12 protein-coding genes are annotated in these 18130 nt (G+C 65.5%); 3 read left to right on the forward strand and 9 right to left on the reverse strand.

All coding sequences use genetic code 11. From position 1 onward, the window contains the following. Positions 1 to 161 precede the first annotated feature (161 nt). The 6 genes from ACVWY5_RS36890 to ACVWY5_RS36915 all read right to left on the reverse strand — a co-directional run bounded on the left by ACVWY5_RS36890 (position 162) and on the right by ACVWY5_RS36915 (position 8135). Positions 162 to 716 (reverse strand): hypothetical protein, encoded by a 555-nt coding sequence (locus tag ACVWY5_RS36890; protein WP_028336201.1) that lies wholly within the window; start codon positions 714 to 716, stop codon positions 162 to 164. Between the two features lie 298 nt (positions 717 to 1014). Continuing rightward, positions 1015 to 1821 (reverse strand): CarD family transcriptional regulator, encoded by an 807-nt coding sequence (locus ACVWY5_RS36895; protein WP_080667177.1) that lies wholly within the window; start codon positions 1819 to 1821, stop codon positions 1015 to 1017. A gap of 411 nt (positions 1822 to 2232) precedes the next feature. Beyond that, on the reverse strand, positions 2233 to 2571 hold the full coding sequence (fdxA, locus tag ACVWY5_RS36900) for a ferredoxin FdxA (protein WP_016844914.1): 339 nt from the start codon (positions 2569 to 2571) through the stop codon (positions 2233 to 2235). Positions 2572 to 2778: 207 nt separating this feature from the next. Continuing rightward, entirely contained in the window at positions 2779 to 3063 is a 285-nt protein-coding gene (locus ACVWY5_RS36905) for an RNA-binding S4 domain-containing protein (RefSeq protein WP_028336200.1), read from the reverse strand. A 30-nt stretch (positions 3064 to 3093) separates the two neighbouring features. Beyond that, positions 3094 to 6645 carry a helicase-related protein gene (locus ACVWY5_RS36910; protein WP_028336199.1) on the reverse strand — a complete coding sequence of 1184 codons (3552 nt, stop codon included), beginning with the start codon at positions 6643 to 6645 and terminating at the stop codon, positions 3094 to 3096. A 659-nt stretch (positions 6646 to 7304) separates the two neighbouring features. Then, complete coding sequence (locus ACVWY5_RS36915) at positions 7305 to 8135, reverse strand: DUF3108 domain-containing protein (RefSeq protein WP_080667176.1); 831 nt, start codon at positions 8133 to 8135, stop codon at positions 7305 to 7307. 354 nt (positions 8136 to 8489) lie between these two features. Here ACVWY5_RS36915 and rpmB point away from each other — a divergent pair, with 354 nt between their 5' ends. The 3 genes from rpmB to ACVWY5_RS36930 all read left to right on the forward strand — a co-directional run bounded on the left by rpmB (position 8490) and on the right by ACVWY5_RS36930 (position 11459). After that, positions 8490 to 8798: a 50S ribosomal protein L28 gene (gene rpmB / locus ACVWY5_RS36920; RefSeq protein ID WP_028336197.1), complete on the forward strand. Its 309-nt coding sequence runs from the start codon at positions 8490 to 8492 to the stop codon at positions 8796 to 8798. A gap of 962 nt (positions 8799 to 9760) precedes the next feature. Beyond that, positions 9761 to 9988 (forward strand): hypothetical protein, encoded by a 228-nt coding sequence (locus ACVWY5_RS36925; protein ID WP_028336196.1) that lies wholly within the window; start codon positions 9761 to 9763, stop codon positions 9986 to 9988. Between the two features lie 265 nt (positions 9989 to 10253). Next, entirely contained in the window at positions 10254 to 11459 is a 1206-nt protein-coding gene (locus ACVWY5_RS36930) for an ABC transporter substrate-binding protein (protein WP_028336195.1), read from the forward strand. A 198-nt stretch (positions 11460 to 11657) separates the two neighbouring features. Here the strand turns inward: ACVWY5_RS36930 and ACVWY5_RS36935 are convergent, their stop codons facing one another. The 3 genes from ACVWY5_RS36935 to ACVWY5_RS36945 all read right to left on the reverse strand — a co-directional run bounded on the left by ACVWY5_RS36935 (position 11658) and on the right by ACVWY5_RS36945 (position 17971). Continuing rightward, entirely contained in the window at positions 11658 to 12620 is a 963-nt protein-coding gene (locus ACVWY5_RS36935) for an alpha/beta hydrolase (protein WP_028336194.1), read from the reverse strand. 29 nt (positions 12621 to 12649) lie between these two features. Next, positions 12650 to 14425, reverse strand: coding sequence for a flavin-containing monooxygenase (locus tag ACVWY5_RS36940; RefSeq protein ID WP_028336193.1), 1776 nt, complete (start codon positions 14423 to 14425; stop codon positions 12650 to 12652). A gap of 75 nt (positions 14426 to 14500) precedes the next feature. Continuing rightward, positions 14501 to 17971, reverse strand: coding sequence for an acyl-[ACP]--phospholipid O-acyltransferase (locus ACVWY5_RS36945; RefSeq protein WP_028336192.1), 3471 nt, complete (start codon positions 17969 to 17971; stop codon positions 14501 to 14503). Between the last annotated feature and the right edge of the window lie 159 nt (positions 17972 to 18130).

Below are 18130 nucleotides of genomic sequence, written 5' to 3' on the forward strand. Positions count from 1 at the left end.
CATCTGACGGATCGCCTCTGACGCCTGTTCTATGCGTTGTTCAGGGCTGGCAGTGGAAGCAATGGAGTTTTCGTTAGCCATCGGATGAACGGGCCTTCTGTATCAGCACTAACGTCCCTTGATTGCGGACTGTTCCTCGACTCCTTCACTAAGCGATGCGCTCAGTCATTCCCGAAGAAGTTCGCGAACGGACGAGACGGGGACTCATCGTCTTCGGACGCCATGATCGGCGCTTCGCGGCGTTGTGCCCGCTCCAGGAGCACCGGAGCTTCGCGACGTTGGTCTCCCTGCTCGATGCGCCGCTGTTGACGCTTTGCGTGCTCGGTCGCGACGCGCTTCGCCTTGCGTTCAGCGTAGCGCTTGCGCCGTTCCTTTTCTTCAATGTCAGATTTTCTCGTGTCCACCACGTCTGCCTGCTTCTCGACGGGTGCTTGTACGTCCTTGACCGGCTCCGGTGGCGACTGCGGCGGTGAGGCTGCTTCCGGCGAGGCGGGTTCGCGTTGGGTCGCGGGCTGCGGTGGCTGCGCGGCTTCAGCCGTGGATGGCAGGATAACGCGGGCCGGTTCCGCAGGCGCTGGCGACGCGACGCGCGTGGGGGCGCCGGCAGAATCCTGAAGCGCCGAATTTGCGATGAACAGTCCACCACCGAACCCGGCGCCGAGGATGATAAAAGTTGTTCCAACGCCTGCGAAAAAAATGCCTGCCTTTGATGTCATGTCCGCTCTCCTGCATTGGCGAGCGAACGCGCGAGAGTTACCGGCGTTCCGTTTCGGGATAACTCGGCAATGAGTACCGTTTGTCCAAGCGGCTGGCGGTGCGGACAGTTTGGAACATCGATCCGCGCCGAGCGACGGACTGCAGTTCGCGGAGCGGCACCCTCACCCGGATTGCATCTTGCAATGCAATCCGGGCCCCTCCCACAAGGAAAGAGCCAAGCGTGCCCCACGGACGCACCGCCAAAACAAAAAGCCCGGTCTTGCGACCGGGCTTTTGTTTTCAATCCGTCGAACCCTTTCAGGCGGCCTCGTCCTCGACGGCGGTATCGTCGCCATCATTGTCGAGATCCTCGCCGTCGGCATCGCCCTCGGCGTCGCCTTCAGCGGACTCGGCCTTGGCGCCGCGGCGCGGGCTCTTGGCGAGCTGGCCTTCGATCTCCTTGATCGCCTCGGTCTCGGTCGAGTGCTGCACGACCGCGATCTCGCGCGACAGGCGGTCGAGCGCCGCTTCATAGAGCTGGCGTTCAGAGTAGGACTGCTCGGGCTGCGATTCCGAACGATAGAGGTCGCGGACAACCTCGGCGATCGCGACGATGTCGCCCGAGTTGATCTTCGCTTCGTATTCCTGGGCACGGCGCGACCACATGGTGCGCTTGACGCGGGCGCGGCCCTTCAGCGTCTCCAGCGCCTTCTTGACCAGCGCCGGCTCCGACAGCTTGCGCATGCCGACATTGGCGACCTTCGCCGTCGGGACGCGCAGCGTCATCTTGTCCTTCATGAAATTGATCACGAACAGCTCGAGCTTGGCGCCCGCGATCTCCTGCTCCTCGATCGCCAGGATCTGGCCGACGCCGTGAGCGGGATAGACCACGAATTCGTTGGCCTTGAAGCCCTGACGCTGGGTCACGACCTTCTTCTCTTCCGGACGCGACGGGGCGGCCGGCTTGGCGGCGGCCTTCGGAGCAGCGGCGGGGACGGCAGCCTTCGGGGCGGCCGGCTTCGGCGCAGCAGCCGTCTTGGTCGCGGCAGGCTTGGGGGCGACCTTGGCAGCAGCGGGCTTCGCAGCTGCCGCTTTCGCGGCAGTCTTGGCAGTCTTTTCTGGCATCACGCTTCTTTTGTTCTTTGAGGACTTTGCAGCCGCCGCCTTCTTGGCCCCCTTCACGGACGCCTTGGCACGGCCCTTGGTTGCGCTGCGAGCAACGACAGCGGCTTTTTTCGTCGTCTTTGAAGCACTCTTTTTACGCGTTTTCTGTGACACAGCCTGCGCGCGGAAACTGCCACGCCCCTGTTCGAGTTTGCGGGAACCTCGAAGCCACAAGGTACGCATGGCAGGGGGTTCTTGGCCTGTAATGTGTCAGATATAGCACATTTTCCGCAAAAATCAATGGTTTACGCCCGATTCCGGGCATAACAGGGGCCGCTCAGGTCATATGTCCGTCATTAGGGTTAAATCGGCGGCCGAACGGAGGGCCACAGCGGACCGAAGCCCGCCCTTACCGTGGTATTCCCTGGCGAATCAGTCGCCGCTGCCGGGATTCGGAGAAAAATACTTCTCGAACTTGCCTTCCTTGCCTTCCCACTCCTTGGCGTCCTCGGGCGAGTCCTTCTTCTGGGTGATGTTCGGCCAGCTCTTGGCGTAGTCGCGGTTGACCTCGAGCCACTTTTCCAGGCCCGGCTCGGTGTCCGGCTTGATGGCGTCCGCCGGGCATTCCGGCTCGCACACGCCGCAATCGATGCATTCGTCGGGATGGATGACCAGCATGTTCTCGCCCTCGTAGAAGCAATCGACGGGGCAGACCTCGACGCAGTCGGTATATTTGCACTTGATGCAGGCTTCAGTGACGACGTAGGTCATCCAAAACTCCGAAACGATCCAGTTTTTCTGGGGTTGCGTAGCGCAGGAATACCGCCCCCGCAAGGGAAGCCGGCTCCGAAAAACGCCAGTATTCTCACGCCCCTGCCCGCCGGTTTGTTGGGAGCATCACCCCCGCGCAAGCGCAATGCGTTTGTCGCGAGCGAAACCCGGCCCCATTCCGCGGTCGAAGTAACAGACGCTAGATAACTACTCCTTACCGGCTTGCAAATTGCCGGCCTGCAAATCCTCGTACAGCACCCGCGCCGAGCTGGCATCGCCGCGCCGCTCGGCAAAGCCGATCACCTTGAGCACGCGGACGCTGTTGTCGAGCGCGACGGTGACGACGTCGCCCGCCTTCACCGCATGGCCCGGCGATTTCTCGCGCGCGCCGTTGACCCGGACATGCCCCGATAGGACGAGTTCAGCGGCGCTGGTGCGGGCCTTCACCAGGCGCGCATGCCACAGCCATTTGTCGAGGCGCTGTCGATCCAAACTAGACCAAGCGTTGAACCAAGGGTTGAACTATTCCTTCCGGCCTGCGAGCTGCTCTTTCAGGGCAGCGAGCTTGGCGAATGGCGAATTCGGATCGATCGGCCGGTCGCGGTCGCGCGGCGCGCTCGAGGCGTAGGGCCGATGCGACGGACCGCCCTCGCGCTTGTCGCGGCCGCCCTTGCCGAAATCGCGGCCGCCGCGATCACGATCGCCGCGCTCGCCCTTGCGGTCGCCGCCGAACTTGTTGTCACGGCGACGCTCATTGTCGCGGTCGCGACCCTTGCCTTCGAAGCGCTCGCGGCGCTGGCCCTTGTCGTCCCTGTTGTCGCGGGCCTGCGCGCCCTCGGCGGGCGCCGCAGCCGGATCCGCGGGCGCGCCCGGACGCGGCGCGCGGAAATCCTGGTGACGGCGCGGACGGCGATGCTGTTCGCGCTTGCTGTCGCCCTCACCGCCTTCAGCGGCCTGCGCTCCCTCGGCGGGCTTGCCCTGGTGACGGCCGCGGTTGCGATCGTGGCCGCGATGATGCGGACGGCGCTCGTCGGAACGGCCACCGGGACGCCAGACTTCGACCAGCTGCGGCTCGGCCGGCGTCTCCGCGGCGGCGACAGCGGCTTCAGCCGATGTTGCCTCAGCGCTCGCGGTCTCCGCGGCCGCCTCAGTGGCGGTCTCGGAGGGCGTCTCTGCAGTGGCTTCCACGGCAGGTGCGGGCTCGGATACCGCGTCCGAAGCGGGCGCCTCGGCGGCGGGTTCTTCGGCAACAGCGGCGGGCGCCGCGGCAACTTCTGCCACCGGCTCGGGCTTGGTCTCGACGACGACCGGCGTCGCTTCGCTGGGCACTACCTCGGCAAAGCCGACATCGGGCAGCAGCGCGGCCGACGGTGCGGGATCGCCCGACACCGGCTGATCCGTGGCGGCCTCCGGCGCGTCGGCCACAACCTCGGCCGTGGCACCGACCGGCGCATCCACGGCGGCGTCGGACGTCGACTCGACCGGCGGCGTCTCGGCAGCGACCGTCTCGGTGGCCTCGGCCGCGGCCTCCGTGGTCTCGGCGACGGCCTCCGTGGTCCCGGTCACGGCGTCCGTGACCTCGGCCGGCGCCGCCTCGACGGGCTTCGGCGGCAGCGGCGGACGGCGGTCCATGCGGTAGCCGAGCGCGCGCAGGATCGAGGCAAAATCCTCGCCGGCGGAGCCGGTCAGCGAGGTCATCGCCTGCGTCACGACAAAGCCGCGGCCGTCGAACGCACCCGCGGGCTTCTCGCCCGGCGAGGTCTCGCGCCAGGCCAAAGCGGGGCGGATCAGGTCGGCGAGCCGCTCCAGGATGTCGACGCGCACCGCGCGCTCGCCGCACTGGCGATAGCCGAGCACGCGATAGGCATCGCGGGCTAACTGCTTGTCGACCGGGAACGAGGTGCGGCCGCTGGAGGCGAGATGCTGCACATTCGACAATGCCGCCATGTCGGCATTGCTCTGCTTCTCGGCCCACAGCAGCGAGGCCAGCGAGCGCGCCGCGGGCTTCAACAGCTGCGGGAAATAGATGTGGTAGGCGCCGAACCGCACGCCGTATTTGCGCAGGGCCGCGCGCGAGGGCTGGTCGAGATCCTTCATCTCGGCCGCGATCTTCGCGCGCTCGAGCACGCCGAGCGCCTCGACCAGCTGGAAGGCGATGCCGCGGGCGATGCCCTGCAGATCCTCGGCCTTGGACAGTTCGAACAGCGGCCCGAGCAGCTTTTCGATATGCGTCTTGAGCCAGAGGTCGAGCCGGGTCTGCACCGCTTCGCGCGAGGCGCCGGTCAGCCGCTCGTCGGAGATGATGCGCAGGCGCGGATGCAGCGCGTCCTCGGCGGCCACCAGCTTGGCCACCGCATCGCCGGTCCAGCGGATGGTGCCGTCGGAGGTCAGCACGAACTGCTCGTCGGGGGCGGCGCCCAGTTTCTCGGCGCGTGCATCGATCTCGCGCGCCAGCACCTGCTGGGCGGCGGCTTGCAGCGCCTTGGCGTCGCTGCCGGCCTCGGCCGCATCAGGTGCGAAGGTGAAACCATCGAGCCGGCCGATCACGTGGCCTTCCACGATCACTTCACCGGTCTTGCCAATTTCCGTATTCAAAACTGAGTTCTCCCGCAGGCGGCGCATCAATACACTGGTCCGCCTGTCAACGAAACGCTCCGTGAGCCGTTCATGCAGCGCATCGGATAATTTATTTTCGAGCTCGCGCGCGATCCCCTGCCAGTGGTCCGGGTCGTAGAGCCAGTCCGGCCGGTTGGCAACAAAGGTCCAGGTCCTGATCTGCGCGATCCGGCCCGATAGCGTGTCGATATCGCCGTCGGTCCGGTTGGCCTGGTCGACCTGGGCGGCAAACCATGCGTCAGGGATACGCCCCTTTTGCATCAGGAAGCCATACAGCGTGGTCACGAGTTCGGCATGGGCGGCCGGCGACAGCTTCCGGTAGTCCGGAACCTGGCAGGCCTCCCACAGCCGCTCGACCGCCTTGGCCCCGTGCGCCATATCGCGCACCTCGGCGTCGCGCGCGACATGCTCGAGCACGCGCAGATCCTCAGCCACCGGGGCCCGCGTCAGTGCCTCATGATTGGGCGACAGCGCCAGCGACACCTGCAACGCGCCGAGCGAGGCGAAGTCCAACTTCGCGTTGCGCCATTGCAGCACCTTGACGGCATCGAAGGTGTGGTTCTGCAGCGCGTTGACGAGCTCCGGCTCGAACGGCGCGCACCGCCCGGTGGTGCCGAAGGTGCCGTTGCGCGTCGCGCGCCCGGCGCGGCCCGCGATCTGCGCGAATTCGGCCGGCGTCAGGCGGCGGAACTGGTAGCCGTCATATTTGCGGTCGGAGGCGAAGGCGACGTGGTCGACGTCGAGATTGAGCCCCATGCCGACCGCGTCGGTGGCGACGAGATAATCGACGTCGCCGTTCTGGAACATCGCGACCTGCGCATTGCGCGTGCGGGGCGACAGCGAGCCGAGCACCACGGCCGCGCCGCCATGCTGGCGGCGGATCAATTCGGCGATCGCGTAGACCTCGTCGGCGGAGAACGCGACGATTGCTGTTCTGCGCGGCTGCCGCGTGATCTTGCGGTCGCCGGCGAATTCGAGCTGCGACAGCCTCGGCCGCGTGATGATCGAGGCGCCCGGCAGCAGCCGCTCGATCATCGGCCGCATCGTCGCCGCGCCCAGCAGCAGTGTCTCGTCTCGGCCGCGGCGGTTGAGGATGCGATCGGTGAACACATGCCCGCGCTCGAGATCGGCCGCGATCTGGATCTCGTCGACCGCGAGAAACGACACATCGAGATCGCGCGGCATCGCCTCCACGGTGGAGACCCAGAAGCGCGGCGCCTTCGGCTTGATCTTCTCCTCGCCGGTGACCAGCGCGACGTTATCGACACCGGCGCGGTCCGCGATCTTGTTGTAGACCTCGCGCGCCAGGAGCCGCAACGGCAGCCCGATCAGGCCGGACGAATGCGCCAGCATGCGCTCGATGGCCAGATGCGTCTTGCCGGTGTTGGTGGGCCCGAGCACCGCGGTGACGCCTGCACCGGGCACGCGGTCATTTCCGAACGAAGTTGAGAAAGCCATATTTTGCAGGTGTTTCTTGAATTTGTTGGCGAAACGCTCAACCCGTCATCCCTAGTACAACAGCCGCTTAGCCGTTGTACTGGAGGAGCGCGTAGCGCGCCTCGAAGGATGCACGGCCGAGATTTATCCGCGCGTGTTGATCTGACTTTCCTCTCGCGGACCGAGCGGAGCTGTCGCCCTTCGAGACGGCCGCTGCGCGGCCTCCTCCAGCGACAACGGCGGAGCCGTTGCGCGGGGGTGACGGTTTGGCAGTGTGTTTCGGATTGGCAGCGTGTTTCACAAAACCTGTCTCACAATGCGACGCTTTCCGCGCCCACCTTAAGCTCTGGAACGACTCTAGAACGAATCGCGGCCGAATCGCTGACTCGATTTGGGACCCGAAACGTTCACCGCAACATCTCGGGTAGGCTGACGGCGGCGGCACTAGATCAAGTTTGAGAGGGCTCCACAAGCACAGGATATGCGGACTGAATTCCTTAAGTTCCAGGGGCGTCCGAGTCGAATCAGAAGCCGGCAAGAGTCAACTGGATTCGGGTGACGTTCGCTGCATGCCCCCGCGCGCTGAGTGCCCCGTCATTCCGGGGCGCGCGCCGCGCGAACCCGGAATCTCGAGATTCCGGGTTCGATGCTTCCGCATCGCCCCGGAATGACGGCGCGATTTACTGCGTCTTCGCCACGCGCGGCGGCGCGGCTGTGGTGACGAACGAGGTGGCTTCCAGCATGGCCTGGCCGAGCGGGGTCGGGATCGTCATGCGGAACGGCACCAGCAGGCGCGTGCCGGCGATCGGCACGAAAGCGATCTCGATGTTGCGCTGGGCGGCGAGGTATTTGATCACGGGGCGATCCGGGATGTAGCCCGAGATCGGCACGAAATAGAGCGCGCAGACCAGCGCCGGGCCGTGATAGCCGCGCTCGGCCTTGACGATCTCGACCCGCTTGAAATCAAGCTTGAGGTCGTAGCGCATGCGGCCGTCGAAGATGCCGGCGCCGCTGCGGCAGATATCCGGGCTCATCAATTCGGCATTGCCGGGCGCGCGCAGGAACGAGCCGGTCATCGGATCGAACACGTTCTTCTTCTGCGCGTCGGTCACCGGCAGGCGGTCGGGATCGACCGGCGGCTCCGGCTCGATCGCGGATTCCTTGATGCCGCCATTCGCCAGCACCATCCGGATCGTCTCCGACTTCTTCGAGGTGGTGGTGGTCGCGGTGTAGGAGGTAGCGGCCAGCGTGCCATTGACGACGCGGCCCTGCGAGGCGCCCGCGCCGGAGCCGCCGGAAAACGCCTTCAGGAGGCCCGCGGTGCCGCCCTGGGCCGAGGCCGAGAAGCTGTCGTCGCCGATTTCGATGGTCCAGCTGCCCTTGCCGACCGGGATACCGGCGAGCGTCGCCTCATACTGGGCGTCGAGCCGCCCCTGCGCGCTCGCACGCTCGGCGCAGAACAGCAGCAATGCGCCCGCGCACAGACCGAGCAGCCGGCCGAGCGGGGGCAAAATGGCAATGGCGGTGGTCACTTAACCTACCTGACGGTCCTGCTATCGGCGCTCTATCCGTTGTCCATTTCGGCGTTCAATTCGGCCGGACAACAAGGCGCATCTTGTATGGAACCTAGACTTGCAGCCGAATACGCCCTTTATATGGTTGCCATATCCGCCGTTAAGTGGCTGGAAGACCTTATGAACCGGCATTTCCGGTGCCCCGCATGCGGCGATATAATCTTGACGCTCGGGTATTCTCCCCCTATACACCCGCGGTTCCTGGAAAATGGACGCGAATTCAAAACCCCCGCGCGGGCCGTGTGATTGCACGCCCTTCGAGCGGCGGGGATGCAATAAGGATTTTGTAAGATGTCCCGGCGCTGCGAACTGACGGCCAAGGGCCCCCAGACGGGCCACAAGGTGAGCCACTCGAACATCAAGACCAAGCGGCGTTTCCTGCCGAACCTGGCCAACATCACCTTCATCTCCGAAGCGCTCGGCCGCAACGTGCGCCTGCGCGTCTCGACCAATGCGCTGAAGAGCGTCGACCACAATGGCGGCCTCGACGCCTATTTGCTCAAGGCCAAGGCCGACGTGCTCTCGCCCCGCGCCCTCGAACTGAAGCGCGCGATCGAGAAGAAGGTCGGCAAGCCGGCGCCGGTGAAGCAGGCGAGCTGAGCGCGACGCGAACGCGGAATTCGCGGAGAGAGTTTTGAACGGCCGGGTCAGATGACCCGGCCGTTTTTGTTTTGTGAAGATCGTCTCTTTCACCTCTCAGGGCATCCCTCGTGGAATCATCCAAGAGCGCGAACATTTCAATTTGCGATGGTGCAGTGCTTGGAGAGGTTGTCGAGGCAATCGCAGGGAGCCGATACATCGCAGCAACCGCGTCTGAGTTCACCCTGAGCTCGGGACCCATGGGAGCGTGCTGGCACCCGGCGTTCCCTGCGCCCTCTGCCGACAAGCGGGGATCAAGCTGCCGCAAAACTCGGACCGATCGCGACGCGAGAATGCGAGCACACACCCTCTCCTGATGTCCGGCAGGTGTATCGATCCGACCGACGCGCGTGCGCGCGGGTGAGTAGCGAATGAAATCTTCTTTGCGCAATGACGCGTGAAGTAAAATCGTCCATCGCGTCGCGTGAGGAGAGATGGATTGCTTCGTCGCTTCGCGACTCGCAATGACAGGCGTCGCTGATGATTACGACACTCCGCTGACAGCTGCTGCCAATGACAGCGATGTCATATCTTCCATCACGCGCACATCACACGAATCTTCCGCTTGATGCATCGAGAGTGCGTGAAGAAACGCTTAACGCACGGGCCCCGACCAGCAAAGAAACCCTATAAATAAAGGCAAAGCGGGCCGCTCGCTCCGCCGTTAATCACAACATCACTGCACATCATCACGAGCGCATGAGGCGCATGCAAAACGCCACGATCTCTTCCAGATGTTAGTGTGCAAACAAGCCGTCCGACACGAATGCGATTCGACGCGGTACGCCGCATCGTCTCGAAGACCGTGAGGGACATCACGGCCAGCACAACTGATTGTGAGGCATGTGCGCCGCACTCTTGGGAAGAAGCCTGGCCGTTCCTATGTCACGTCCAAAGAACGACCCCGATAAAGGAATTGCTCGATGCAAGTTCGCGCAGCCGATCCGCGCGGAAGACTGGTGCCTGCGATTGCAACCGCCGCCGTGGCGGTGCTCGCGACAGCCGCCCTCGTCATCCTCGAATTCAACCCGCCCCGCAATGTGCAGGCCGCGGCCGAGCCCGGCATGATCACCTCCGCCGCCGCCAGCAGAGCCGGCGCTACCGTGCTGCCGACTGATCCGGTGACCACCGGCAGCGTGCGGGTGCGCTAAGGACTCCGCTTTCTCGTTGTCGTCGTCCCGGCGAAAGCCGGGACCCATTACCCCAGCTGTTTATTGGTTAGAGCGCTGGGGCGACATTCCGCTTAACGGCAAATACTCGTAGTAATGGGTCCCGGCCTTCGCCGGGACGACGGTAATAATCACCCCCGCCGCATTTTCGCATCCCTGCCCCGGCGTCTCGTCGCAAGCCCACCTCCCTCGACCTGCGTAAGCTCTCCCTCGCGAACAAAACAAAAAAGCCACAGGGAGGCTCACGATGATCTGGAAGGCCGTCACGGCAGCCGTCGCGCTTGCGCTCGCGACGCAGGTTCACGCCGCAGAGAAGAAGTATGGCACGGGCGCCAGCGACACCGAGATCAAGCTCGGACAGACCTCGCCATTCTCCGGCGCGGCGTCGGCCTACAGCGTGATCGCGAAGACGCAGGCCGCGTACTTCAGGATGGTCAACGACCAGGGCGGCGTAAATGGACGCAAGATCAACCTGATCACGCTCGACGACGGCTACTCGCCGCCGAAGACCGTGGAGCAGACCCGCAAGCTGGTGGAGCAGGAGGAGGTCGCCGCGATCCTCAATCCGCTGGGCACGCCGACGGGCCTGGCCGTGCGCAAATACCTCAACGACAAGAAGGTGCCGCAACTGTTCGTCGGCGCCGGCGCCACGCTGTGGGGCGATTACGCGCATTATCCATGGACGATCGGCTTCCAGCCGTCCTACCAGGCCGAGACCGCAGTCTACGCCAAGTATGTGCTGACCAACAAGCCGGACGCGAAGATCGCGCTGTTCTACCAGAACGACGACGCCGGCAAGGACTACGGCAACGGCTTCAAGAAAGGGCTTGGGCCGGAAAATACCGCGAAGATGGTGGTGGCGGAGACGACCTATGAATCGACCGATCCGACGGTCGACAGCCAGATCGTGAAGCTGAAATCATCCGGCGCCAACGTGCTGTTCATGCACGCCATCCCCAAGCAGGCGGCGCAGGCGATCAAGAAGATCGGCGAGATCGGCTGGAAGCCGGACCTGTTCTTCCTCGCGGCGACCTCGACCTCGGTGTCCTCGGTGCTGAAGCCCGCCGGCTTCGAATACTCCAGGGACATCATCTCGTCCTACTCGCTGAAGGATCCGAACGATCCGCAGTGGAAGGCGGACCCGGACGTGATCGCCTGGCAGGACTTCATGAAGAAGTATTTTCCGGACGGCAATCTGCAGGACCAGCTGATCGTCTACGGCTATGTGGTGGCGGAGGCGACGGTGCAGGTGCTGAAGCAATGCGGCGACGACCTCACCCATGAGAACATCATGAAGCAGGCCGCCACCCTCGACATCGCGCTGCCGATGTTCCTGCCCGGCATCAAGGTGAAGACCTCGCCGACCGACTACTTCCCGGTCGAAGCGATGCGGCTGCAGAAGTTCAACGGCGAGACCTGGCAGCTGTTCGGCGACACGATCGGGAATGATTGAGGGGGTAAACGCAAAGCCATCCACTCCGTCGTCCCGGCGCAGGCCGGGACCCATTACCACTGCAGCCCGTTGTAGCAGCGAGCTGCGGCCCCAGCGTCCCACCACTTGTACATTTGTGGTTATGGGTCCCGGCCTTCGCCGGGACGACGGGGAAGTTAGAGTCCCTTTGCCAACAAAGGCCGGGACGACGGGGAGGAATCAGACTCCCCGCTCCAGCAACACCCGAAAATCCGCCCGCGCGTGCTGCGCCTCGGCGCGTGCGGCCTCCGACGCATCACCGAGGCCGAAATAGCCGTGAATCAGCCCCTCCCCGGAATGATAGGTCACGGGTACGCCGGCCGCCTGCAACGCCTTGGCGTAGGCATGGCCCTCGTCGCGCAGCGGGTCGAACCAGGCAGTGGTGACGACGGCGGGCGCGACACCGGCAAGGCTCTTCGCGCGCAGCGGCGAGACGCGCCAGTCGGCGCCATCAGCCTTGTCGGCGAGATAGTGCCCGCAGAACCACTGCATCGTCGCCCGCGTCAGGAAGTAGCCGTCCGCATTCTCGGCGCGCGACGGAAATTTGGCGTTCTCGCCCGGATCGGCGAAATTGCCGACCACATCGGCGACGGGATAGACCAGCAGCTGCCCGGCGAGCCTGATGCCGGCGTCGCGGCAGGCCAGCGCGGTGGTGGCGGCGAGATTGCCGCCCGCGGAATCGCCGGCAACACCGACGCGGGAAAGATCGCCGCCGAATTCGTCGATGCGCGCGACTACGTCGCGGATCGCGGCGAACGCATCCTCGAATGCACCGGGAAAGCGCGTCTCAGGCGGACGGCGGTAATCGACCGAGATCACGACAGCACCGGTGTCGATGACGAGGTTGCGGGCCTGGCGATCATGCGTCTCGAGATCGCCGGCGACCCAGCCGCCGCCGTGGAAGAAGATCACGGTCGGCGCGGTGCCGCGGCCGCTCCGATAGAGCCGCGCGCCGAGCTTGCCGGCGGCGCCCTGCACTTCGATATCGCGTGCCACGTCGACCGGCGGCGGCGGCACCGCCTTGCGCGCCTCCGCCAGCGCGCGCAGCGAATCGCGGCAGCTCTGCGGCGTCATGGTTTCGGGATCGCGCAGCGGCAGCAGCGGAATGATCTTCTCAATGACGGGATCGAGCGGAAGCGGCATGGGAGTCCTTCAGTGTGATTGCGTAGAGTTCAGGTGAGTTGCTTGGAAAGCGCGCCGGCCTCGATCGCGGATATCTGCAGCGCGATGAAGCGGCTGTAGATGCGGGCCTGCGAGAACGCGCCGCCGGCGAACCAGAGGCCGGGCTGCGGCGTGCGCGTCCACATGTTGCGCAGCTCCTGCGTCGCATCGTCAAAGCCCCAGACGCGGCCGACGCGCTCGGCGACGTCCTCGCCGAACAGCCTGCCGACCAGATGGTCCGGGCCCTTGTAGCCGGTGGCGAGCACGAACAGCTCGGCGGCGAGCGAGGTGCCGTCCTTCAGCGCAAGGCCCGTGGCGGTGATATCGGCGATGTCGGCGGCCTGGATCAGGCGGATCCTGCCGTCGGCGATCAGTTCGGAGCAGCCGACATTGAAGTAGTAGCCGCCGCCCCGGGAGCGGAATTTCAGCGGCCAGCCGGTGCCGTCCTCGCCGAACTCGAGCCGGAAGCCGGCGCGCTCCAGCCGCGACAGCAAGGGCGCATCGAGCCGCTTCACCTCGTCGGTGATGCTCCTGTGCGCGATCTTCATCACCGGCAGCGGCACGCCGGAATTGAGGATATCGCGCACCTCGATCGGCGGGCCGTCGCCGAGATAGGTCTTGTCGTAGAGCTGCGCCGGCTCGACATTGACCACCATGGTCGGGCTGCGCTGGACCATGGTGACGTCGGCAGCGGCGGCGTGCAGCTCCTGGCAGATGTCATGCGCGCTGGTGCCGGTGCCGAACACCACGACCGAGCGCCCGGCCCATTCGCGCCCGGCCGCGAACGCGCTGGAGTGCAGCACCTTCCCCTCGAAATTCCCGATGCCGTCGATCCGGGGAATGTTCGGCGTACCGCTGACGCTGGTCGCGAGCACGATGTGCTTCGGATGCAGCGTGCGCGGGCCATCGCTCCGCTGCAATGCCACCGTCCAGCGCTGCGTCGTGTCGTCATAGCGCGCGCCTTCGAACGAGGTCTCGGTCCAGAAGTCGAGCTCCATGATGTCGACATAGCTTTCCAGCCAGTTCGCGATCTTGTCCTTCGGGATGTAGTCCGGGAAGCTCGGCGGGAACGGCAGGTAGCGGAACAGATTGACCGGCGTCTTGTTGTGCAGCTTGAGGCCGCGATAGCGCAGCCGCCAATTGTCGCCGATGCGCCGCTCGCGATCGACGATCAGGGCATCGAGCCCGATCCGCTTGCACTCGACCGCGGCCGCGATGCCGGCATGGCCGCCGCCGACAACAAGCACGTCAGGCTCGCGGTCGGCATAGGCGCGCGAGACCTGCCGCTGCTCCAGCCAGTCGGGTGCGGCGAAATCGCGCGCGTGGGATTGCTCGGAGGCGCGATCGGCGCGCGCCTCGCAGATGCGGTTGAAGTCGAGCATCGTGGAGAACGTCCACGCCACGGAATTTCCGCTCCTCTCATGCAGCAGGCGGACCGCGCCGGTGCCGGGACCATTCGACGTGTCGAAGGTGAAGACCGCCTCGATCGTCTCGCGTCCGGCCACCACGGCCCGCCGCGGTATCAAGGCACGGTCATCGAGACGAAATCCGCGCGCGCCGACCGCTTCAGCGCGCGCCAGCAGCTCGGCGACGACGCGCTGCCGCCCGCTGAAGGTCGCAAACTGCCAGGAGATGCCGAAGATATTGCGCCAGTGGCTCTCCGGCGCAAACAATGCGGATAGAGCCTCGGTGGAGCGGCTCGCGAGCGCCGCATCCAGCGCGCCGATCCATCGCTCGGCGGCAAGTTCAGGCGCGTCCTCCGTAGCCGGGTTCAGTTTGTCCAGCATGATCGTGCTTTCTCGGGAGCAGTTGTCGTCTATCTGACAACATGCTCCCGAAAAGCACAACCATCATGCCAAGACTCATGCGACGTGTTGCGCCAGCCGCGCCGGCTCGGCCTCGCCCTCATCGCCGGCGGGCTCGGCCTGCGGTGCGGGCGCCGCAGCGAGTTCCGCTGCTATTTCCTTGGCCAATGCAGTGGCGCCGACATAGTCGGTCTTGCCGGTGCCGAGCAGCGGCACCTTGTCGACGACGCGGATATCGGCCGGCACCGCGAGTTCGGAGGCGCCGACGCTCTTGGCCTGGCGCTGCATCGCGGCGCGGTCGGCGTCCTTCTGCGTGGTGAGCAGCACGATGCGTTCGCCCTTGCGCTGATCCGGCAGCGTGACCGCAACCGACATGGCCTGCGGCCAGATCGCAGCCGCGATCGCCTCCACCGCTGACAATGAGACCATCTCGCCGGCGATCTTGGCAAAGCGCTTGGCACGGCCCTTGATCGCGATGAAGCCCTGCGCGTCGACCGTGACGATGTCGCCGGTGTCGTGCCAGCCCTCGGGCAGCGGCTCGAGCACGCCGGGATTCTCGGCACGGAGATAGCCGAGCATGACGTTCGGGCCCTTCACCGACAGCCGGCCGCCTTCCTCGATGCCGGGGACCGGATCGAGACGGTACTGCATCAGCGGCGAGATCCGGCCGACGGTGCCCTGACGGTTGGCCATCGGCGTGTTCATCGCCAGCACCGGCGCGGTCTCGGTGACGCCGTAGCCCTCGAGGATCCGGATGCCGTAGCGCTCCATGTAGATCTGCCGTGTGCGCTCCTTCACCGCCTCCGCACCGGCAATGACGAGCCGCAGCGTGCGGAAGTCATAGGCATGCGCCGAGCGGGCGTAGCCGGTGAGGAAGGTGTCGGTGCCGAACAGGATCGTCGCACCGGTCTGGTAGATCAGCTCTGGCACGATCCGGTAGTGCAGCGGCGACGGATACATGAAGATCGGAATGCCGCCGAGGATCGGCATCATCATGCCGCCGGTCAAACCGAACGAGTGGAACACCGGCAGCACGTTGAACACCTTGTCGTTGGCATTGGCATCGACCCGCGCCAGCGCCTGCGCCGCGTTGGCGAGGATGTTGCGATGAGACAGCACGACACCCTTCGGCGTGCCCTCCGAGCCCGAGGTGAACAGGATGACCGCGGGATCGTTGGCCTTGCGGGCGACGCGCGGCGTGATGCCGGCGCGGAAGCCCGCGATCTTGTCGGCGAGGCCGATGCCGGCCCTGACATCCTCGAGATAGACGACGCGCGCCTGGCCGGCGAGCGCCGCGATCAGCTTGTCGAGCTTGCCCTTCTCGATGAAGGCCTGCGACGTCAGCACGGTCTTGACCTGCGCCGCCTTCATCGCGGCCAGCACGTTGACTGGACCTGCCGAGAAGTTGAGCATCGCCGGCACCCGGCCGATGGTCTGCAGCGCCATGAACACCACGGCGACGCCGGCCGAGTTCGGCAGCAGCACGCCGACATTCTCGCCGACCGCGGTGCCCTGCTCGAGCTTGCGGCTCAACACCTGGGCGCCGAGGATCAGCTTGCGATAGGTCAGCTTGGTGCCGAGCGCGTCCTCGATGATCGGCTTGCCGGTGTCGCGGTCGCGATAGGCGTGGCCGAGGCCCTCGAACAGCGTATGGTCGAGCATCGCGTTCTGGACCATGGCGTTGATCATGACGTCCTGCAGCGCGGCGCCGGCCGCGTTTCGGCGCGCCTTGCCTCGCAGCGATTCGTCGACCGGCAGCTTCACCGGCGGCAGGATCGAGATCGTCACCTTGGGGAACCAGGAGCGCTTGATCTCGCCATTCTTGAGATAGCTGAGGTGCGAACGCTGCGCGCCCTCGATGCGGACCGGGACGACCACCGCATCGGCCTTGTCGGCGATCATCGCGGTGCCGTCATAGACCTTCATCAGCGACCCCGAGACCGTGATGCGCCCTTCCGGGAAGATCACCACCGGCTCGCCGGCGGCGACCAGCTTGATCAGGTCGCGCGCCGCCAGCGGCTTCGACGGATCCATCGTGTAGTGCTTGATCATCTTCAGGAACGGCTTGGCCCACCACGCCTTGGCGATGCCGGTATCGACCGCGAAGCTCGCGTCGATCGGCAGCATGGCGTGTAGCAGCGGGCCGTCGACCAGGCTGACATGGTTGGGCGCAATCAGCATCCGCGTGCCTTCGGGCGGCAGGTTTTCCATGCCGCGCACCTCGAGGCGGAACAGCGCCCGGAACAGCAGCGCACCGAAGTCGCGCACGCCCTCCTTGCCCCACTTGGTCAGCACGAACCAGACGGTGCCGAAGCTCGCGACGGCGAGGCCGAAGAAGATCCAGGCGATCGGCAGGCCGACAGCCTGCAGCGCGCCGACGAACACCGCGCCGGCGACCATGAAGCCGGCCTGCAGGATGTTGCCGGCGGCGATGATGCGGGCGCGCTCGGACGGCGCGGTCCAGGCCTGCACGGCGGCAAACGACGGCACCACGAACAGGCCGCCGCCGAAGGCGAACAGAAAGAAGTCGGCCAGCATGCGGAAGCCGCCGAACGAGCTCGCGAACGCGGCCGCGGTGACGTCCTTGCCGAGCGAGGTGGTGGCGATCGCCCAGGCGAGGTCGAGCCCGATCACGCCCATCACGATGGCGCCGATCGGCACCAGCGCGAGGTTCGGGCGAACGTGGCTGAGCTGCGCGGCGAACAGCGAGCCGGCGGCAATGCCGATCGCGAACACGGCGAGGCACAGCGTGACCACGCCCTCGGTGCCGCCGACGCCTTCCTTGATCAGCGCAGGCAGCAGCGACAGCACGATCGCGCCGACCATCCAGAACCAGGACACGATCACCATGCCGTCCCACAGCCGCGGCTCGGCATAGAGCGACTTCAACAGGCGCACGGTCGAGGTCCAGGGATTTTTGGTGATCGGCAGATCGGGCGCGGACGGCTGGGTCACCGGGATGCGCGACGCAAATGCCCAGGACAGCACCGACAGACCGACCACGGCAGCGCAGATCCAGCCCATGTGGCTGGCGCCGGCGACGAACATGCCGCCCGCGATGGTGCCGATCAGGATCGCCATGAAGGTTGCGCCCTCGACCAGCGCATTGCCGGTCGCGAGTTCGGACACCGACAGCTGGTCGGGCAGAACGGCATATTTCACCGGGCCGAACAGCGCGGCGACGATGCCGAACAGCGCCAGCGCGATGAACAGCAGCGGGATCGAATGGGTGAAGAAACCGGCGGCGGCAAAGGCCGCGGCGAAGATCTCGAAGAACTTCAGCCGGCGGGCGACGACGGACTTGATGTAGCGGTCGGCGAGCTCGCCGCCGAGCGCCGAGAGCACGAAGAACGGAGCGATGAACACCGCCCCCGCGAGCTGAACCAGCGCCGGCCCCTGCTCGTTGGCGACGCCATAGAGCAGCATGATGACGAGCGCGTTCTTCAGCACGTTGTCGTTCAACGCCGAGCAGAACTGCGACCAGAACAGCGGCGCGAAGCGGCGGGACGTCATCAATTCCTTGATCATGACCGGTTCCTTGGGTTAGCGCGCACGGCGCTGGCAGGTCTGCGAGTTCGGGTGGCGGAGAATGGTGAGCGTGGAGAAAATGACGGGGATGCCGCAGCCTTTAGTCTTTTCCGCAACGTATCGGTTCGAAGGCGCGCAAAATCCGGCGCACCGGGAGGT

The sequence above is a fragment of the Bradyrhizobium sp. USDA 3256 genome, assembly GCF_054058275.1.

Bases quoted from the DNA above. Each gene is read 5' to 3' on its own strand.
- ACVWY5_RS36890 (WP_028336201.1), bottom strand. From the start codon at position 716: ATGACATCAAAGGCAGGCATTTTTTTCGCAGGCGTTGGAACAACTTTT.
- ACVWY5_RS36895 (WP_080667177.1), bottom strand. From the start codon at position 1,821: ATGCCAGAAAAGACTGCCAAGACTGCCGCGAAAGCGGCAGCTGCGAAG.
- fdxA (WP_016844914.1), bottom strand. From the start codon at position 2,571: ATGACCTACGTCGTCACTGAAGCCTGCATCAAGTGCAAATATACCGAC.
- ACVWY5_RS36910 (WP_028336199.1), bottom strand. From the start codon at position 6,645: ATGGCTTTCTCAACTTCGTTCGGAAATGACCGCGTGCCCGGTGCAGGC.
- rpmB (WP_028336197.1), top strand. From the start codon at position 8,490: ATGTCCCGGCGCTGCGAACTGACGGCCAAGGGCCCCCAGACGGGCCAC.
- ACVWY5_RS36925 (WP_028336196.1), top strand. From the start codon at position 9,761: ATGCAAGTTCGCGCAGCCGATCCGCGCGGAAGACTGGTGCCTGCGATT.
- ACVWY5_RS36930 (WP_028336195.1), top strand. From the start codon at position 10,254: ATGATCTGGAAGGCCGTCACGGCAGCCGTCGCGCTTGCGCTCGCGACG.
- ACVWY5_RS36935 (WP_028336194.1), bottom strand. From the start codon at position 12,620: ATGCCGCTTCCGCTCGATCCCGTCATTGAGAAGATCATTCCGCTGCTG.
- ACVWY5_RS36940 (WP_028336193.1), bottom strand. From the start codon at position 14,425: ATGCTGGACAAACTGAACCCGGCTACGGAGGACGCGCCTGAACTTGCC.
- ACVWY5_RS36945 (WP_028336192.1), bottom strand. From the start codon at position 17,971: ATGATCAAGGAATTGATGACGTCCCGCCGCTTCGCGCCGCTGTTCTGG.